The sequence below is a fragment of the Vibrio sp. 1731 genome, from assembly GCF_033339955.1.
GTDB lineage: Bacteria > Pseudomonadota > Gammaproteobacteria > Enterobacterales > Vibrionaceae > Vibrio > Vibrio alginolyticus.
The window spans coordinates 14488-32361 of the sequence record NZ_JAWOVO010000022.1; the positions used below are offsets into that span (position 1 = coordinate 14488).

The following is a 17874-nucleotide window of genomic DNA, read 5'->3' on the forward strand; positions in this document are numbered from 1 at the left end:
TAACAATGAAAACATGGATTACTCTGGCGACCCTACTTGCCGCCTCATCCACATACGCCGCCGAGGTCATCACTTTAGCTGATGGTCGAGAAGTGAAGTTGAACGATGACTTTACCTGGGAATACGTCATGAAAAAACCGGCGCAGCAAGCGACGGAGACACAAACAACAGCAAGCGTAGTTGAAACAATCGCAGCTCCTGCGATTGCGACAATTCCAGTGGTAACGAAAACCGTTGGCACGACCGTGGTGGTAAACGCCAAAAAGCCAACCATGCAGCTATCAGATTCAGGTGTGGATGTATTGATTGGTTCAGCAAGCTATCAAAGCGGTGAGCTTATTTTACCTACATCAATCACTAACCAAAGCTCTCAATCTGTCATTCAAGTGGAAGTTGAGGTGCAAGTGTTTGATATGTCTGGTCAGCAACTGGCAAAAGAAAACGTGACGGTTTGGCAATCCATCAAGCGCATGGCGGATACCTACCTGCGACCACAGCAAGCGGAACAAGGTAAGAGCATTAAATTGGCTGTACCGCAATCACAGCAATACCAGTTTTCTGCCAAAGTGCTAGAGGTAAAAACTCGCTAATACGTGTTTAATATTCTTTGTTGAGCCTATCGGCTAGATAGGCTCAACAAAGTAATAAATCGCAAAGAAATGGCACACGCAGCCAGCCAAAACAAAGCCGTGCCAAATCGCATGGTTAAAGGGAATGCGCTTCGCGACGTAGAAAATTACCCCTAGTGAATACACAATTCCACCAGCAGCAAGCAGTGTAAGTCCGCCGACATCCAAGTTAATAGCTAATTGATAAATCACAATCAACGATAACCATCCCATCACCAAGTACGTCATCAAAGAAAGCTTTTTAAATCGATAGACGAACGCAACTTTCATGATGATGCCGATCAACGCAATGCTCCAAATAACGATCATCAACCCAAATGCTAGAGGTGTTCTTAAGCTGACTAACAAGAAAGGGGTATAGCTGCCTGCTATCAAAAGATAAATAGCACAGTGGTCGAAGGTTTTTAGCCAACGTTTCGCTTTGGGATAAGGGATCGCATGATAGAGCGTCGAGGCCAAAAATAGCACGATAATACTCGCACCATAAATCGCCATACTGGTAAGCGTTAAAGTGTCAGCTTGATGGTCTATGGCTTTAACTAACAGCAGTATCAAGCCAACAATACCAAAAATCATCCCTATACCGTGGGTGATGGTATTGGCCAGTTCTTCACGTTGACTGTATTGAGGTTTCTGCAGCTCGGACATCAATGCGCCTATACTAGAGTTTGAAATTTGCTCTAGTATGGCACATTAGGCTTACACGTGTAAGCTTAAATTAAGACTCATGAACGGCAGTAGTTTGATCGAGATAATTGAGTACCAGTTCGCCAACTTGATCTGGCTTAGTCGTGGCAGGGATGGTCAGCTCTCGCTTGAGTTTGCCACTACCCAGTAAGCTCGCGAGCATGCCACCTTGCCCCTTGCGTGTGCGGTCAACTTCAAACCATAACTTGAGTTCTTGCTCACTTCGGTGGGCAACAAATTCTAATTCGCGCCACACGCCGTGGTAAGGTCCGTCGGTTGGCACCAGTTCAAACTCTTGCACAAATGGTAGATCGAATCCTTTCACTTCCTCGCATTCCACCTGGCGAATTCGTAAACCTTGCGCTTCAAATGCAGATAGTACCGCATCCATCAGTGGATCAGGTCGAACGGTGAGGATGTCTTTATCAGTCGGATCCAAAGCAGCGGCAACGTCTAAGCCGGTTTCTAACCATACTTTGGCATCACCAATGGTGATAGGCGTGTTCCAAGGCACATCGAGCTTAACATCGAAGGTACGCTCTTCGCCGGAATGGATGGTAAATGCGTAAGGGAGACTCCACTTAGCAAGCACATGAGTTTGAGGTACTCGGCGCATGCTGTGTCCTTCTCGCGCACCACGGTCATCAGGGGCTTCTGCGATGTAGCGGCAACAGAGTTTTAAATCAATGTTGTCGATCGCTTGTTCAGTCGCACCACCATATACATGGATAGACACATCCACACTTTGACCTGGGTATAGCACGTCTTGGTTTAAGATTGAGTCGACGTTCGCGCTCCCAATCCCAAAACTGGCAAGTGTCTTCTTCAAAAATGACATAGGCACCTCCTTCATCGAGATCTCATACTACTACTGCTGATCGTGGGATCAAACAAAAATTGCCTCGAACATCGCGACAAAATGACAAAATCTAAACAATTCAATTGCTCAACTATCGACCAATTATTACAAGGATGCTAATCTTACACTTGATATGCATGCATATCGGTATTCCTGACTCATTAACTGGATTGGCGAGAGCCAGAAGAGTGATTCTTCAATCTTGTTGGAGCCTAGCTCATAATGATTCAGGCCATTACATCGGCAATGGATATGCCTGACAGTTAGGTAAATTAATGCGCCCAACAACAGTCAGGTTCGCACACACTAATACTAGTGCAATGCGCCGCCGCAGTGGCTTTACTACTGCACCAAAGGCAAAGCAAGTTGCGCCAGCAATGACATTGGTTGAGAAGACAGCAATGATGTCGAGTGTTCCGGCCAAAGTTATCAAAGCAGCTTAATCAAAAGCGCGGCGCCAGCTGCGCTTTTTTCTTTGCACGCAACTCATAAAACTTCAAAGACTTAGAACAAACCACGGTGAAAGAGATCGTTTTTCCTATTTGGTCTTAGCAAAGCAATTTGGTACCTTTACTGCTAATTACACCTATAAATTCTGTGGAGAAAGAAATGAAGTGTCATCGCATTGAAGAGCTGCTTGAGCTACTAGAGCCTGAATGGCATAAAGATCAGGAGCTGAACCTATTGCAGTTCATCGTTAAGCTGGCAAAAGAAGCAGGCTATGAAGGAAAGCTAGAAGATCTGACCGACGATGTACTGATCTACCACCTTAAAATGCGTAATAGCAGCAAAGATGAAATGATCCCTGGACTCAAAAAAGACCAAGAGGACGATTTTAAAACGGCGATCCTACGCGCTCGTGGCATCATCAAATAACCAGCTCAACAGCCAGTATTCTTTAAGCGACTCTCTCTGTGAGTCGCTTTTTTATAACCAAAGTTTTTAGTCCCACAATTGGTTATAACTGTTCAGCCAATTATCAGGTTAACTGTACTGATTTTTGTTGTTAAACATTGACTGCGTTAAAGAAAAGGAATTGTTATTGATTGTATAATCGCCGTTCATCAGTATTTACTAAAATAATTATGTCCGGTCATGATTTATGATAAGGACGAAGTAGCAATGTCATCGAGCGACATCAATAGAAATGACGCCGTACATTATAAAAGCCTAAGAAGGATGAGTGCATGAGTCAGGATAAGATCGATATCAAAGATGTGACTCCTAAAACCTACAACCCTAAGACTCATAAAGGGAATGGGGATCGGTTCAACCCAAGTAATCGCATCTATGTACGCGAAAGCAAAGGGACTTACCAGAAACTGCGTCGTTACGGTGGTTGGTTCTTACTGCTTCTCTTCGCTTTGATACCGTGGATCCCTTACGGTGAACGTCAAGCGATCTTGCTCGACATTGGCAACCAGCAGTTCAACTTTTTCGGTACCACATTGTATCCGCAAGATCTTACCCTACTCGCCTTGCTATTTGTGATCGCGGCGTTTGGGTTGTTCTTTATTACCACCTTCTTAGGTCGAGTTTGGTGTGGCTATCTCTGCCCACAAACCGTCTGGACCTTCATGTATATCTGGTTTGAAGAGAAGCTCGAAGGTAGTGCCAATAAACGCCGCAAACAAGACTCCAATAAGCTGACGGCGAATTTAGCGATGCGTAAAACCGTCAAACATATAGCTTGGTTTACCATAGCGCTCGCCACTGGTTTTACTTTTGTTGGCTACTTCGTACCAATGAAGCAATTGGTTATCGACTTTTTCACCTTTAACGCCAACTTCTGGCCCGTCTTTTGGGTAATGTTCTTTGCCATTTGTACTTATGGTAATGCTGGTTGGATGCGTTCCATCATGTGTATTCACATGTGTCCTTACGCGCGCTTCCAGTCTGCCATGTTTGATAAAGACACCTTCATCGTTGGCTACGATGCAAAACGTGGGGAAAAACGTGGCCCACGTCCGCGTAAAGCCGATCCAAAGCAACTTGGTTTGGGTGATTGTATTGATTGTGATTTGTGTGTGCAGGTGTGCCCAACAGGTATCGATATTCGTGACGGCTTGCAGTATGAATGTATCAACTGTGGCGCCTGTATTGATGCGTGTGACAACACCATGGATCGCATGGGCTACGAGAAAGGCCTAATTAGTTACACCACCGAGCACCGCTTATCGGGTAAGAGTACCAAAGTCATGCGTCCGAAGCTGCTGGGCTATGGAGCTGTGCTACTGGTCATGATTGGTCTGTTCTTTGCCCAAATTGCAGCGGTAGACCCAGCAGGCATGAGTGTTATTCGCGACCGTAACCAACTGTTCCGCGTTAATAGCTCGGGAGAAGTAGAAAACACCTACACCCTCAAGGTGATCAACAAAACTCAGCAAGTGCAAGAGTACTCGTTGGATGTTGAAGGGCTATCCGATGTAAGCTGGTATGGTAAGCAGACAATTCAGGTCCAGCCAGGTGAGGTATTGAACCTGCCAATGAGTCTTGGTGCCGATCCTGACAAGCTAAACTCTGCGATTACGACAATTCAGTTTATACTCACCGATAAGAGCAACGAATTCACTATTGAAGTAGAAAGCCGTTTTATTAAAAAACTATAGCGCTACTTCAGTGACTAACGGAAAAAGGCTCAGTAATGAGCCTTTTTGTTTATATGTCCCAAAGTATGTTTAACTTTGACGCCCTTACCCCAGACTTTATGTGGTACGCGTTAGAAAGCATCGGCGTTCGCGCAGAATCAGGCTTTCTTCCCCTCAATAGCTACGAAAACCGTGTTTATCAATTCACTGACGAAGAGCGTCGTCGTTATGTCGTCAAGTTTTACCGTCCTGAACGTTGGAGCAATGAACAGATCCAAGAGGAACACGACTTTACTTTAGAGCTGATTGGCAATGAGATCCCCGTCGCACCACCTGTGCGCATCAACGGTGAAACCCTGCATCACTATCAAGGCTATGCTTTTGCGCTGTTTGATAGCGTGGGTGGTCGCCAATACGAGGTTGACAATTTAGATCAGCTCGAAGGTGTAGGGCGTTTCCTTGGCCGCATCCATAAAGTCGGCAGCCGCCAAGCCTTCCAACATCGCCCTACGATCGGCTTACAAGAATACCTGTATCAACCAAGAGAGATTCTGCAAAACGCCAATATGATTCCAATGCACTTGGAGAACAGCTTCTTCAATGACTTGGATATGCTGATCAAATCAATTGAAAGCCACTGGCAAGAAGGCTTCAATATCATTCGTTTGCATGGCGATTGCCACCCAGGCAATATTTTGTGGCGAGATGGCCCTATGTTTGTTGATTTGGATGACGCTCGTAACGGCCCTGCAGTACAAGACTTATGGATGCTATTGAACGGTGAACGCCAAGACAAACTGATGCAGTTGGATATTGTTTTAGAGGCTTACCAAGAGTTTTGCGACTTTAATCCTGCAGAATTGAAACTAATCGAGCCACTTCGCGGTCTACGAATGGTGCACTATATGGCATGGCTAGCAAAACGTTGGCATGACCCTGCATTTCCTCTCGCTTTTCCATGGTTTAATGAGCCAAAATACTGGGAAGGTCAGGTCCTTGCATTTAAAGAGCAGATCGCCGCTTTAGAAGAAGCACCGCTGTCTTTAATGCCTCAATGGTAAGTCAGGCCAAAAATTCAAAAATGGAGATATTTCGATGAAAAAACTGTTCGCACTGTTTTCTATGCTGATGTTAAGCCTGTCGGCACATGCAGCGCAATTCAAAGAAGGTGAACATTACAAAGTATTGGATCTTGAGGCATCAAAAAAACCTCTTGTGACGGAGTTTTTCTCTTTCTACTGCCCGCATTGCAATAGCTTTGAACCAGTTATCCAGCAACTGAAAAAGCAGTTGCCAGAAGGTACTAAGCTATTAAAAAACCATGTTTCTTTCATGGGTGGCAACATGGGCCCATCAATGAGCAAAGCCTACGCAACGATGGTTGCACTAAAAGTGGAAGACAAAATGGTGCCAGTGATGTTTAACCGCATCCACAATCTAAAGAAGGCGCCACGTAATGATGAAGAACTTCGTCAAATCTTCCTTGATGAAGGTGTAGACGCGAAGAAATTCGACTCTGCATTCAAAGGCTTTGCGGTTGATTCCATGGTTCGCCGTATGGACAAGCAATTTGAAAACAGCGGTCTAACCGGCGTTCCTGCGGTTATCGTTAACAACAAATACCTAGTTCAAGCACAAAGCATCAAAACGATGGATGAGTACTTCTCTCTGGTGAACTACTTGCTGACACTAAAATAAGCACATCGATATCAATCAAAAGGGGAGCACATCGCTCCCCTTTTGTTTACTTGTAAATCTCTTGTAGTAACCGATCTTTTTCTTGCCACACATCACTCAGCCATTGCTGAAATTGCCGCTTATAGGGCTTATCGTTGAAGTAATCACCAAGCACTCTTTCATCAACGGGTAACACATTTACACGCACAACCACCTTGCTCATGCGGCCCATCAATAAATCCTTGAACGGTTTATGCGTATTTTCTGGGTACGCCAACGTCACGTCGATAATGCTCTCGAACTGTTCCCCCATCGCCGCTAACGTGTACGCAATCCCGCCCGATTTTGGTTGCAGCAAATATTGATAGTTTGCTTTACTCTTACGCTGCTTTTCTTCGGTAAATCGGGTTCCTTCGACATAGTTAACCACTGTGGTTGGAGTGTGTTTGAACTTAGCGCACGAGCGACGTGTCGTCTCTAAATCTTGACCTCGCTTATGAGGATTGCGGATCAGATACTCTCGCGAATAGCGACGCATAAATGGCATGTCGAGCGCCCAACACGCCATCCCGATGAAAGGCACATACAGCAGTTGTTGCTTGAGGAAAAACTTCGGCATGGGAATACGGTCTTTAAACACGCAGCAAAGCACAACAATATCGGTCCAACTGAGATGGTTACTGATCAGCAGATACCACCCGTCTTTTTTAAGCGCTTCACCGCCCTGAACATCCCACTCAACACGGTTAGATACCGCCAGAATGCACGCATTAACGGTAGCCCATAACCACATCACCTTATTGGCACAAACGGTCGCTATCGCTTTTAGCTTTACGCCAGGAAGCAATATTTTAAATACAGCGATAACACAAATTGCGAGTGAACAAACCGCAGAATTGAGAATCACAAAAGAAGCGTTAAAAAAAAATAACAAATATGCCAACATGATAGTCAAACAACAGTGATAATGTGTGAAGAATAAAACAGCGTGTAATTATACTGCGCCTTTGCCACATTGGAACATGCGTGGAAATGGTCAGATTTGTTACCGCAACCAATATGTGCACCACTCATTCGACAACAAGGAGATAACGAATGAAACCAAGGCTACTTCTCTTGCCTTTGGCCTTTGTCGTCAGTTCTGCTCAGGCTCAACTCGCTGAAACCGCAGGTTTTGGCGGTGAAATTTCGCTGAATGCCGGATTCATATCATCAGAATCCAATTTCAATACAGAAAATAGTAACACCATCGATTCTCTCGATAAGCGTGCCGATAGTGACAGTTCCGTTATCGCTGCACCGCTAGGGAGTGTGACATACACCTTTGGTAGCCGACTCAACCACCAAGTTTACGCCGGTACCACACGCTCAGATGTCGCGGTAGGTACACTCGCTTTTCAGTTGGGCTATCAACACGAGCTACAATCTGGCACCGTGCTCGATGTTTCCTATCTGCCGACGGTACTCAAAGGCGAAACTTGGCGCAACCCTTATCAAGTAGGAACCGCACGTAAAGAGACGGATGTTGACGGCAATGCGTATCGCTTTCAGATCAAAGGGTTGATTGATAAGAACTTCAACCTTGATCTTGCTTATGCTGATAAAGACATCGAGCAGGAGGAAGTGACAGACCGCTCACTTGCTCGCGATGCTAACCTTTACTATGTCAAAGGCGACTATCGCATTCCACTCAACCAAACATCTATGTTGCAACCCGCTTTCACCTACATCAATCAAGATGCCGACGGTAAGGCGGAGTCATTTGATTCGTACGGATTTGACATTAGCTGGTTTAAATTTATCAACCGTCATCGATTGGCCCTCACCGCGGGTTATGCATGGAAAGACTATCAAGCAGCTAGCCAAACTTTTGCTAAAACACGAAATGACGACACCATCAGCCTATTTGCGGCCTACGAATATCAAAACGTATTTGACTGGCAAGACTGGTCGTTCATTTCTTTAGCCGGCTATAGCCAAACTGACTCGAATATCACGTTTTATGAGGAGAAAGAGTACCTATTGTCGCTTGGTCTCAACTACACCTTCTAACGTCCTTCATCGCAACAAGGTGCTTACAAAACTTGTTGCGATGACACTTTGCTGTCTATACCGCTTGCGCCGTAAGCTGTTTCAGTAAACGGTCCATCGCTCGATACCCAAGTGCCTCGGCCAAGTGCGTTCGTTCAATTTGCTCCGCCCCATCCAGATCGGCGATTGTTCGCGCCACTTTGATAATACGATGATACGCACGAATCGAGAGTCCTAAACGGTGCAAAGCGGTTTCAAGAAACTCAGCATCACTCTTGTGCAAGGGACAAAACGCCTCAATTTCTCGACTACCTAGCAGTGCATTGACCTTACCACTGCGGTTTAGCATATTGTTACGCGCATGGCTCACACGCGCTTTTACGATAGCAGTCGGCTCACCGCGATCACCACCTTCTGCTAATGTCCCTTTTGGCAAAGCTGGGATTTCTAAAGACATATCAAAGCGATCTAACAGTGGTCCAGATAATCGACCAAGGTAGCGCAAAATAGCTTGTGGATTGGTGCGCGCTTGATTGCCTTCGTAATATCCTGTCGGGCTTGGGTTCAAGGCTCCAACTAATTGGAAGCGAGCCGGAAAGCGTGTTTTACCTTGCGCTCGAGAGATAATGATCTCGCCAGATTCGAGCGGTTCGCGTAACGAGTCTAGAACTTTACGATCAAATTCGGGCATTTCATCGAGAAACAATAACCCGTTGTGGGCTAAAGAGATCTCCCCTGGTCTGGGTACCGAGCCACCGCCGACTAATGCCGCCATTGAACTTGAATGATGCGGAGAACGAAACGGACGCGACTTCCAGTTATGCTCATTAATTTCACTCTGAGTCAACGATGCCACCGAAGCGGTTTCCATTGCTTCTTCGTCACTCATTTCCGGTAATAAGTCACACAAACGCGAAGCCAACATCGTTTTTCCAGTACCTGGCGGGCCAAGGAAAAGTAAGTTGTGGTTTCCAGCGGCAGCAATCTCCAGTGCTCGCTTACCTTGTTGTTGGCCAATAATATCTTGTAAGTCTCGACCATGTTTTTCGATCGTTTTTCGCTTAGGCGTTTGAAAAAGATTCAGTCGATGTTGACCACAAAGCTCGGCACATACTTCCAGTAATGATTGGGCCGATTTATGTTGTTCCTTCCCCACCAGCGCCGCCTGATCGCCATTCACATGTGGGACGACCAAATGACGTTGAATCTTACTGGCTTCCAGCGCAGCAGGCAGCACACCTTTTACAGGTCTCAGACCACCAGATAACGCTAACTCACCAACAAATTCGTAGTTTTTGAGCTTATCTGTCGCGATTTGCTCCGAAGCGGCCAAAATTCCCAATGCAATAGGAAGATCAAAACGCCCTCCCTCCTTGGGTAGATCTGCCGGAGCCAAGTTCACGGTGATCCGCTTAGCAGGAAATTGAAAGTTAGAATTAATGATCGCACTGCGTACGCGATCTTTGGACTCTTTTACCGTTGTCTCTGGCAAGCCTACTAAGGTAAACCCTGGCATGCCGTTGCTGATATGAACTTCTACACTAACCGATGGCGCTTGCACCCCGACGCTTGCTCGACTATGAATGATTGCCAGCCCCATACGTTCCTCAATTTTTTTGAACACTCTGTAAACAAATGTTTTATCTAGTTGGTTATGTTATATACCGCGTCCCAATTGAGAGTTAATGTGAAAAAAGAATGACTTTTTGCTTGTCATGCAGCGGAATTGTGTGATACCACTAATGACGCAAACAATTTCGTAGAACATTACACAACATTTTTTAACGAAAAAAGAACGACAGACAGATGAACCTTTTCGCTCATATCAACGCACTGCTAGCCCTGATTATCGTGGTCATTATTGGCACCGCGCGGGGTATTGTGGGCGAAAGGTAACCACAAATTACAAAAAACCCCCGCACTGAAAAGTCCGGGGGTTTTTTTACAACTACAAGTTGTCATCTGTCTAACCCTCGGACAGTTTAACGGGAAGAATGGGAGTGCACATGAAGTGCAATAAATATGGCAATCGCTACGAGCCACAACGTAGCAAAGGAGGTTTACGATGACTGGTGCACAACTTGTCGTAGCCGCTTTAAGACAGCAAGGCATCGAAACCGTTTTTGGCTACCCCGGCGGGGCCATCATGCCAATCTATGATGCTTTGTATGACGGTGGGGTGGAACACATCCTATGCCGTCACGAGCAAGGGGCCGCTATGGCAGCTATCGGGATGGCTCGTTCCACTCAAGACGTTGCTGTGTGCATGGCAACTTCTGGCCCAGGAGCCACTAACCTTGTTACCGGCCTTGCCGACGCTTTCCTTGACTCCGTACCTCTAGTTGCCATCACAGGCCAGGTTGCTAGCTCTCATATCGGTACCGATGCATTCCAAGAAATGGATGTGATCGGAATGTCCCTAGCCTGTACTAAGCACAGCTATCTCGTGACCGAAATTGAAGATCTAGCTCCGACACTTGCCGAAGCCTTTGAGGTCGCAAAAACCGGTCGTCCGGGTCCTGTCATTGTCGATATCGCCAAAGACGTTCAACTCGCTCAAGCACCTACAGACCTTCTTCCTCCATACATAGCACCAGCAATCGAAGATGTCAGCGCTGAAGATATCAAACGTGCGCAAGATGTGCTGGCAGCATCTACTCGCCCAGTGTTGTATGTTGGTGGTGGCGTGCAACTTGCGAAAGCAACCGATGCAGTACGCGAATTTCTTCGCTTAAACCCAATGCCTGCAGTTAGCACATTAAAAGGCCTCGGTACCATTGAACGCCATGATCCTCACTATCTTGGTATGTTGGGTATGCACGGCACCAAAGCCGCTAACCTAGTGGTTCAAGAAGCCGATCTATTGATCGTGGTTGGCGCGCGCTTTGATGACCGTGTGACGGGTAAGCTCGACACGTTTGCACCAAATGCGAAAGTGATTCACATCGACATTGATGCTGCGGAGATTCATAAACTGCGCCACGCCAACGCACCATTACGTGGCGACATCAACACCATTCTTCCTCAGCTAGAGCTGACTCAAGATATTTCACCGTGGGTTCATCACAGTGAAAGTCTGCGCAGCGGCTTTAAGTGGCGTTACGACCACCCGGGCGAGTTAATCTACGCACCGCTATTGCTTAAACAACTGTCTGACATGATGCCAGATAGCTCAATTGTCTCGACCGACGTCGGTCAGCACCAGATGTGGGCAGCGCAACATATCCAGCCACGCGAACCACAAAATTTCATCACTTCTGCTGGCCTTGGCACCATGGGCTTTGGCTTGCCAGCAGCGATGGGCGCTGCAGTCGCACGTCCTGATGATCAGTCTATCCTTATTACAGGTGACGGTTCATTTATGATGAACGTTCAGGAATTGGGCACGCTGAAGCGTCGGCAGATTCCAGTGAAGATTGTCCTTCTTAATAACCAACGTCTTGGCATGGTTCGCCAATGGCAGTCATTGTTCTTTGACGGTCGCCACAGTGAAACCATTCTTGATGACAACCCAGATTTCGTGATGTTAGCAAAAGCATTCGATATCCCGGGCAAAACCATCACCAAGAAAGAAGAAGTCGAACCTGCTCTCAAAGAGATGCTAGCGAGTGAAACTTCTTACATGCTTCACGTTTTGATTGATGAAGAAGAAAACGTGTGGCCATTGGTGCCACCTGGCGCATCAAACAGTGATATGTTGGAAAATACATAGGAGACAATCGCATGGACAGATATTTACTCGACATCAAAGCCGATGACAAACCGGTACTGTTGGAGCGCGTTCTACGTGTGATTCGTCACCGAGGCTTCGTGATCAAACAAGTCGCTGCTACGCAAAACCACGAAAGCAAAGTAGCCAGCGTCGAGATCATCGTCGACAGCGATCGACCAATCTCGTTTTTGATCAATCAAATAGAGAAGTTGTGGGACGTTCGTAAGGTTGAGGTGCTAAAAATCCGCAACGATGAACTGCCAAATCACAACTTACAACAACACGTAAGTGCATAAGGAAGGCAACAAATGGCAACGAAAACTGCAGATTTCATTTGGTTTAATGGTGAGATGGTTCCATGGGCAGAGGCGAACGTTCACGTTCTGACTCACGCAATGCACTATGGTACATCCGTGTTTGAAGGCGTGCGCTGTTACAACACACCAAAAGGCCCAATTGTCTTCCGTCACCGTGAGCATGCACAACGTCTAAAAGATTCTGCCAAGATTTACCGCTTTCCGATCCCTTTTTCTGTAGAAGAAATCATGGAAGCGACCCGCGAAACACTGCGCCAAAACAAACTCGACAGCGCTTACATTCGTCCATTGGGTTTTGTCGGTAATGTTGGCTTAGGCGTATGTCCACCAGTTGGCACTGAGATGGATCTAATCATTGCAGCATTTCCTTGGGGCTCTTACTTAGGCGAAGAAGCGCTAGAAAAAGGTGTCGATGCGATGATTTCAAGCTGGAACCGCGCTGCGCCAAACACCATCCCAACTGCGGCTAAAGCAGGCGGTAACTACCTATCTTCACTACTGGTTGGTGGTGAAGCGCGTCGTCACGGTTACGACGAAGGTATTGCGCTAAGCGTAGATGGTTACCTATCGGAAGGGGCTGGTGAAAACATCTTCGTTATCAAAGATGGCGTAATCACCACACCACCAGCAACTAGCGCGATTCTACCGGGCATCACTCGTGACTCGATCATGACAATTGCACGCGATAAAGGCTACGAAGTACGTGAAGCGAACATTGCTCGTGAAGCCCTTTACCTTGCCGATGAAGTCTTCATGACAGGTACTGCGGCTGAGATTGTACCAGTGGCAACCATCGACAAGATTGAAGTGGGTACTGGTAAGCGCGGCCCTATCACTAAAGAACTACAAGCAGCCTACTTTGGCCTATTTGACGGCACCACGGAAGATAAGTGGGGCTGGTTAGACTATGTGTACCCAGAACAGAAGTAAGAAGGATTAGGAAATGCCAAAATATAGATCAGCTACCACCACACATGGTCGTAACATGGCGGGTGCACGAGCACTGTGGCGTGCAACGGGTGTGAAAGAAGAAGACTTCGGTAAACCAATCATCGCCGTTGTAAACTCGTTTACTCAATTTGTTCCGGGTCACGTACACCTGAAAGACATGGGCCAGCTTGTAGCGCGTGAAATCGAAAAAGCCGGCGGCATCGCAAAAGAATTCAACACCATAGCGGTTGATGATGGTATCGCAATGGGTCACGGCGGCATGCTGTACTCACTGCCTTCACGCGAACTGATCGCAGACTCTGTGGAGTACATGGTCAACGCGCACTGTGCCGATGCCATGGTATGTATCTCTAACTGTGACAAAATCACTCCGGGAATGTTGATGGCATCTATGCGTCTCAACATCCCGGTTATCTTTGTTTCTGGTGGTCCAATGGAAGCGGGTAAAACCAAGCTTTCTGATCAGATCATCAAACTAGACCTTGTAGATGCGATGATCCAAGGCGCGGATCCAAAAGTGTCTGATGAGCAAAGCGAGCAAATCGAACGCAGCGCATGTCCAACGTGTGGATCGTGTTCAGGCATGTTCACTGCAAACTCGATGAACTGTCTAACGGAAGCACTGGGTCTTTCTCAACCAGGTAACGGTTCTATGCTGGCAACGCACGCTGACCGTGAACAACTGTTCCTTAATGCAGGTCGTCGCATCGTTGAACTGACTCGTCGTTACTACGAGCAAGATGACGAATCAGCACTGCCACGCAACATCGCTACGTTTGATGCGTTCGAAAATGCGATGGCACTGGATATTGCAATGGGTGGCTCAACCAACACCATTTTGCACCTGTTGGCTGCAGCGCAAGAAGGTGAAGTGGATTTCGATATGGAAGATATCGATCGCCTATCACGCCAAGTACCACACCTATGTAAAGTGGCACCATCTACCCAGAAATATCACATGGAAGACGTACACCGCGCTGGTGGCGTCATGGCAATTCTTGGTGAGTTAGATCGTGCAGGTCTTCTACACAATGATGCGCGCACCGTGCTTGGCCTTTCGATGAAAGAGCAGCTGGCGAAATACGACATCATCCAAACTGAAGACGAAGAAGTACTTAAGTTCTACCGCGCAGGTCCCGCGGGTATTCGTACTACTCAAGCGTTCTCACAAGATTGCCGCTGGGATCGCCTTGATGACGACCGTGCGGAAGGTTGTATTCGTACTATCGATCATGCCTTTAGCCAAGAAGGTGGCCTAGCCGTTCTATCAGGCAACATCGCATTAGATGGTTGTATCGTTAAGACTGCTGGTGTTGATGAGAGCATCCATAAGTTCACTGGTCCAGCCGTGGTATTTGAAAGCCAAGAAGACGCCGTAGAAGGCATCTTGGGTGGCAAAGTAAAAGCAGGCGACGTGGTTGTTATCCGTTACGAAGGCCCTAAAGGTGGTCCGGGCATGCAAGAAATGCTTTACCCAACCACTTATCTAAAATCGATGGGCCTTGGCAAAGAGTGTGCACTTCTGACTGACGGCCGTTTCTCTGGCGGCACATCAGGTCTGTCAATCGGTCACGCCTCTCCTGAAGCAGCAAACGGCGGTGCAATTGGCCTGGTAAAAGAAGGCGATATGATCGCAATTGATATTCCAAACCGTTCAATTTCACTCCAAGTGTCTGAACAAGAACTTGCTGAGCGCCGTGCAAAACAAGACGAACTAGGCTGGAAACCAGTTGACCGCCAACGTGAAGTTTCCTTTGCACTCAAAGCGTACGCGAGTATGGCAACCAGTGCTGACAAGGGTGCAGTACGAGACAAGTCGAAGCTAGAGGGCTAGCAATGATGGAAGCTCAACCCGAAAAACAAGTGAACCAAACTGGCGCAGATTATCTGCGCCAAATCCTTCGCGCACCTGTTTATGAAGTAGCAACAGTGACGCCACTGCAAGAAATGCCTCGTTTATCTGCACGTATCGGGAATAACGTGCAGATCAAGCGTGAAGATCGCCAACCCGTACACTCGTTCAAATTGCGCGGTGCATACAACATGGTGGCGAGTTTATCTGAAGCACAAAAAGCCGCTGGTGTCATTGCAGCATCGGCAGGTAACCACGCTCAAGGCATGGCGCTCTCTGGTACTAAGCTAGGCATCAAGACCACCATCGTAATGCCCAAAACCACACCAGACATCAAAGTCGATGCGGTACGCAGCTTTGGTGGCAATGTAGTGTTGCACGGCAGTAACTTTGATGAGGCAAAAGCCGAGGCAGAGCGTCTATCCGAGTTAAACGGGTACACCTTTGTCCCTCCCTTCGATCATCCACTGGTGATTGCTGGTCAAGGCACCATCGGCATGGAAATGCTGCAACAAAATGGTCACCTTGACTACATCTTCGTTCCTGTCGGTGGTGGCGGTTTGGCTGCCGGTGTTGCGGTACTCGTGAAGCAGCTCATGCCAGAAATCAAAGTCATTGCGGTCGAGCCAGAAGATTCTTCATGCCTCAAAGCGGCATTGGATGCAGGTGAACCAGTAGTATTAGACCAGGTCAGCATGTTTGCCGATGGCGTTGCAGTAAAACGCATTGGTGAAGAGACGTTTCGTCTATGCCAAAAGTACATTGATGGCCATATTGCCGTCTCTAGCGATGAAATCTGCGCAGCCGTAAAAGACATCTTTGAAGACACTCGCGCCATTGCTGAGCCTTCGGGCGCACTTGCTCTGGCAGGTTTGAAGAAGTTTGCTGAGCAAAACAAATTGCAAGGTAAGAATCTAGGAACTGTACTGTCTGGTGCAAACACCAACTTCCACGGTCTGCGTTATGTTTCTGAACGCTGCGAGCTTGGTGAAAAACGTGAAGGTCTGCTTGCCGTCACCATCCCTGAGCGTCAAGGTGCTTTCTTTGAGTTCTGTAACCTCATTGGCGGCCGTGCCGTGACAGAGTTTAACTACCGCTACAACGATGACGCATTGGCAAATATCTTTGTCGGTGTGCGTTTGCAAGGCGGTCAGGAAGAGCTAGAACATATCATTCACGACTTACGTGATGGTGGCTACCCAGTGGTTGATTTGTCTGATGATGAAATGGCGAAGCTGCACGTGCGCTACATGATTGGTGGTAAGCCGTCTAAGCCGCTTAAAGAGCGCCTATACAGCTTTGAATTCCCAGAATATCCGGGAGCGCTACTCAAGTTCTTAAGCACACTCGGTACTCATTGGAATATCAGCTTGTTCAACTACCGTAACCACGGCGCTGACTACGGACGTGTTTTATGTGGTTTCGAGTTAGATGAAAGCGATTTAGCTCAGTTTTCTGCACATTTACGTGAACTTGGCTATCAATGCAAAGACGAGACAGACAACCCATCGTATAAGTTTTTCTTGTCATAAAACGCCACATTTCAAATATATCAAAGACAACACCTCGCATTAGCGAGGTGTTTTTTATGACTGTAACCAATCTTTATGTAGCTGATTAGGCGACCCAAGATAGTCCACCATCCACTGGATCAATTTATGATTATCATCTTTGCGCCATACTAAGCAGCAGTGACTGAGCGGTTTATCATCCGGCATGACCTTCTCCACCAGTACACCATCATTGATTAAGGGTGTTGCAATATGACGTGGCATGTAACCCACGCCCACCCCATTTTTTAAACATTCAATCGCACTATACCAATTGGGCAATAATAATCGGCGCTGTTGCGGATAATGGCCAGTATGGCGTTTTGGCAGCACGTTCGAAGTATCATCAAGACAGATCGCCGGAAATTGACTCACAAACTCTTCAGTAAGCACTTGTTGTCGAACGCAAGGATGAGCGGGTGACATTACAAATGCCCAATCTAATACGCCCATATCTTTGACTTCAAAATCCCCACCAACGGGAACCGCAGACGTGGCTCCAACGACTATATCGGCTCGTCCTTGTGCTATAGCCTCCCAAGAACCATTGAAGACCTCCATATTGATCTGCAATTCAGCAAATTCAAACTCGCGATAAAAATCTTCCACCAAAGGTTTGAGTTTTTCTAACTTCACCACGTTATCCAAGGTCAGCTTTAACGTGCTTTTCCATCCTTGAGCCGCTCGCCGCGTTTGTGCTTTCACCTCTTCCATTTGACGCAGCAAAGAGCGCGCCTCGGCCATAAAAAGTTCACCCGCTGGAGTTAGCTCGACTTTCCTTGGTAAACGTCGAAACAGCACCACATCTAAATCTTGCTCGACCTGCCTTACTCCATAGCTGATGGCTGAGGGGACTTTATGCAATACCTCAGCCGCAGCGGTGAAACTGCCTAAACGGGCAACCGTATCCAGCATTTCCAAAGACGCTTTAGAGAACATGATTTAACCTTTCAAAAAATTTGATTGATAACCAACAATTTTAGCGTTTTATTTTCTAAAAATCGAAAAATAGAATAATAAG

At 46.9% G+C, this 17874-nt stretch carries 17 protein-coding genes; 12 read left to right on the forward strand and 5 right to left on the reverse strand.

Translation table 11 applies throughout. The annotated features are described in order from the left end of the window. The first annotated feature begins 5 nt into the window (after positions 1–5). Complete coding sequence (locus R7035_RS20290) at positions 6–590, forward strand: DUF3157 family protein (RefSeq protein ID WP_005379050.1); 585 nt, start codon at positions 6–8, stop codon at positions 588–590. Between the two features lie 33 nt (positions 591–623). Here the strand turns inward: R7035_RS20290 and trhA are convergent, their stop codons facing one another. After that, positions 624–1277, reverse strand: coding sequence for a PAQR family membrane homeostasis protein TrhA (trhA, locus tag R7035_RS20295; RefSeq protein WP_005386658.1), 654 nt, complete (start codon positions 1275–1277; stop codon positions 624–626). Between the two features lie 70 nt (positions 1278–1347). Beyond that, positions 1348–2154, reverse strand: a complete 807-nt coding sequence (locus tag R7035_RS20300; RefSeq protein ID WP_017635607.1) for a sporulation protein — start codon at positions 2152–2154, stop codon at positions 1348–1350. A gap of 296 nt (positions 2155–2450) precedes the next feature. On the opposite strand from R7035_RS20300, the gene R7035_RS20305 reads away from it, so the two are divergent. The 5 genes from R7035_RS20305 (at position 2451) to R7035_RS20325 (ending at position 6461) form a co-directional block, all read left to right on the forward strand. Further along, positions 2451–2618: a hypothetical protein gene (locus tag R7035_RS20305; RefSeq protein WP_005379043.1), complete on the forward strand. Its 168-nt coding sequence runs from the start codon at positions 2451–2453 to the stop codon at positions 2616–2618. 166 nt (positions 2619–2784) lie between these two features. After that, on the forward strand, positions 2785–3051 hold the full coding sequence (locus R7035_RS20310) for a YihD family protein (protein WP_017821571.1): 267 nt from the start codon (positions 2785–2787) through the stop codon (positions 3049–3051). Positions 3052–3362: 311 nt separating this feature from the next. Continuing rightward, positions 3363–4784: a cytochrome c oxidase accessory protein CcoG gene (gene ccoG, locus R7035_RS20315; RefSeq protein ID WP_053304040.1), complete on the forward strand. Its 1422-nt coding sequence runs from the start codon at positions 3363–3365 to the stop codon at positions 4782–4784. Between the two features lie 53 nt (positions 4785–4837). Beyond that, positions 4838–5824, forward strand: coding sequence for a serine/threonine protein kinase (locus R7035_RS20320; RefSeq protein WP_031777274.1), 987 nt, complete (start codon positions 4838–4840; stop codon positions 5822–5824). Between the two features lie 34 nt (positions 5825–5858). After that, the gene (locus tag R7035_RS20325) at positions 5859–6461 is read left to right on the forward strand and encodes a thiol:disulfide interchange protein DsbA/DsbL (RefSeq protein WP_005379036.1); all 603 of its coding nucleotides are present in this window, start codon (positions 5859–5861) and stop codon (positions 6459–6461) included. Positions 6462–6507: 46 nt separating this feature from the next. On the opposite strand, the gene R7035_RS20330 is transcribed toward R7035_RS20325, so the two are convergent. Beyond that, a complete protein-coding gene (locus R7035_RS20330; RefSeq protein ID WP_017821568.1) occupies positions 6508–7386 on the reverse strand; it encodes an acyltransferase in 879 nt (292 codons plus the stop codon). 149 nt (positions 7387–7535) lie between these two features. Here R7035_RS20330 and R7035_RS20335 point away from each other — a divergent pair, with 149 nt between their 5' ends. Beyond that, positions 7536–8492, forward strand: a complete 957-nt coding sequence (locus R7035_RS20335) for a DUF2860 domain-containing protein (RefSeq protein ID WP_005379034.1) — start codon at positions 7536–7538, stop codon at positions 8490–8492. A gap of 55 nt (positions 8493–8547) precedes the next feature. Here R7035_RS20335 and R7035_RS20340 read toward each other — a convergent pair whose 3' ends face one another. Further along, the gene (locus tag R7035_RS20340; protein ID WP_005383862.1) at positions 8548–10071 is read right to left on the reverse strand and encodes a YifB family Mg chelatase-like AAA ATPase; all 1524 of its coding nucleotides are present in this window, start codon (positions 10069–10071) and stop codon (positions 8548–8550) included. A 465-nt stretch (positions 10072–10536) separates the two neighbouring features. Here R7035_RS20340 and ilvG point away from each other — a divergent pair, with 465 nt between their 5' ends. From ilvG to ilvA, 5 genes are read left to right on the forward strand one after another with little or no spacing between them, the layout of a single operon-like run. Continuing rightward, positions 10537–12183, forward strand: a complete 1647-nt coding sequence (ilvG, locus tag R7035_RS20345) for an acetolactate synthase 2 catalytic subunit (RefSeq protein ID WP_005378960.1) — start codon at positions 10537–10539, stop codon at positions 12181–12183. 11 nt (positions 12184–12194) lie between these two features. Further along, a complete protein-coding gene (ilvM, locus tag R7035_RS20350) occupies positions 12195–12479 on the forward strand; it encodes an acetolactate synthase 2 small subunit (RefSeq protein WP_005378958.1) in 285 nt (94 codons plus the stop codon). 12 nt (positions 12480–12491) lie between these two features. Next, positions 12492–13430, forward strand: coding sequence for a branched-chain-amino-acid transaminase (gene ilvE, locus R7035_RS20355; protein ID WP_005378953.1), 939 nt, complete (start codon positions 12492–12494; stop codon positions 13428–13430). 13 nt (positions 13431–13443) lie between these two features. Next, positions 13444–15285: a dihydroxy-acid dehydratase gene (ilvD, locus tag R7035_RS20360; RefSeq protein WP_005383859.1), complete on the forward strand. Its 1842-nt coding sequence runs from the start codon at positions 13444–13446 to the stop codon at positions 15283–15285. A gap of 2 nt (positions 15286–15287) precedes the next feature. After that, positions 15288–16835, forward strand: coding sequence for a threonine ammonia-lyase, biosynthetic (gene ilvA / locus R7035_RS20365; RefSeq protein ID WP_065274979.1), 1548 nt, complete (start codon positions 15288–15290; stop codon positions 16833–16835). A 54-nt stretch (positions 16836–16889) separates the two neighbouring features. Here the strand turns inward: ilvA and punR are convergent, their stop codons facing one another. Beyond that, positions 16890–17792 carry a DNA-binding transcriptional activator PunR gene (gene punR / locus R7035_RS20370; RefSeq protein ID WP_017821565.1) on the reverse strand — a complete coding sequence of 301 codons (903 nt, stop codon included), beginning with the start codon at positions 17790–17792 and terminating at the stop codon, positions 16890–16892. Positions 17793–17874 lie beyond the last annotated feature (82 nt).

Coding starts and splice junctions, on each gene's coding strand:
- R7035_RS20290 (WP_005379050.1), top strand. CDS start 6: ATGAAAACATGGATTACTCTGGCGACCCTACTTGCCGCCTCATCCACA.
- trhA (WP_005386658.1), bottom strand. CDS start 1,277: ATGTCCGAGCTGCAGAAACCTCAATACAGTCAACGTGAAGAACTGGCC.
- R7035_RS20300 (WP_017635607.1), bottom strand. CDS start 2,154: ATGTCATTTTTGAAGAAGACACTTGCCAGTTTTGGGATTGGGAGCGCG.
- R7035_RS20305 (WP_005379043.1), top strand. CDS start 2,451: ATGCGCCCAACAACAGTCAGGTTCGCACACACTAATACTAGTGCAATG.
- R7035_RS20310 (WP_017821571.1), top strand. CDS start 2,785: ATGAAGTGTCATCGCATTGAAGAGCTGCTTGAGCTACTAGAGCCTGAA.
- ccoG (WP_053304040.1), top strand. CDS start 3,363: ATGAGTCAGGATAAGATCGATATCAAAGATGTGACTCCTAAAACCTAC.
- R7035_RS20320 (WP_031777274.1), top strand. CDS start 4,838: ATGTCCCAAAGTATGTTTAACTTTGACGCCCTTACCCCAGACTTTATG.
- R7035_RS20325 (WP_005379036.1), top strand. CDS start 5,859: ATGAAAAAACTGTTCGCACTGTTTTCTATGCTGATGTTAAGCCTGTCG.
- R7035_RS20330 (WP_017821568.1), bottom strand. CDS start 7,386: ATGTTGGCATATTTGTTATTTTTTTTTAACGCTTCTTTTGTGATTCTC.
- R7035_RS20335 (WP_005379034.1), top strand. CDS start 7,536: ATGAAACCAAGGCTACTTCTCTTGCCTTTGGCCTTTGTCGTCAGTTCT.
- R7035_RS20340 (WP_005383862.1), bottom strand. CDS start 10,071: ATGGGGCTGGCAATCATTCATAGTCGAGCAAGCGTCGGGGTGCAAGCG.
- ilvG (WP_005378960.1), top strand. CDS start 10,537: ATGACTGGTGCACAACTTGTCGTAGCCGCTTTAAGACAGCAAGGCATC.
- ilvM (WP_005378958.1), top strand. CDS start 12,195: ATGGACAGATATTTACTCGACATCAAAGCCGATGACAAACCGGTACTG.
- ilvE (WP_005378953.1), top strand. CDS start 12,492: ATGGCAACGAAAACTGCAGATTTCATTTGGTTTAATGGTGAGATGGTT.
- ilvD (WP_005383859.1), top strand. CDS start 13,444: ATGCCAAAATATAGATCAGCTACCACCACACATGGTCGTAACATGGCG.
- ilvA (WP_065274979.1), top strand. CDS start 15,288: ATGATGGAAGCTCAACCCGAAAAACAAGTGAACCAAACTGGCGCAGAT.
- punR (WP_017821565.1), bottom strand. CDS start 17,792: ATGTTCTCTAAAGCGTCTTTGGAAATGCTGGATACGGTTGCCCGTTTA.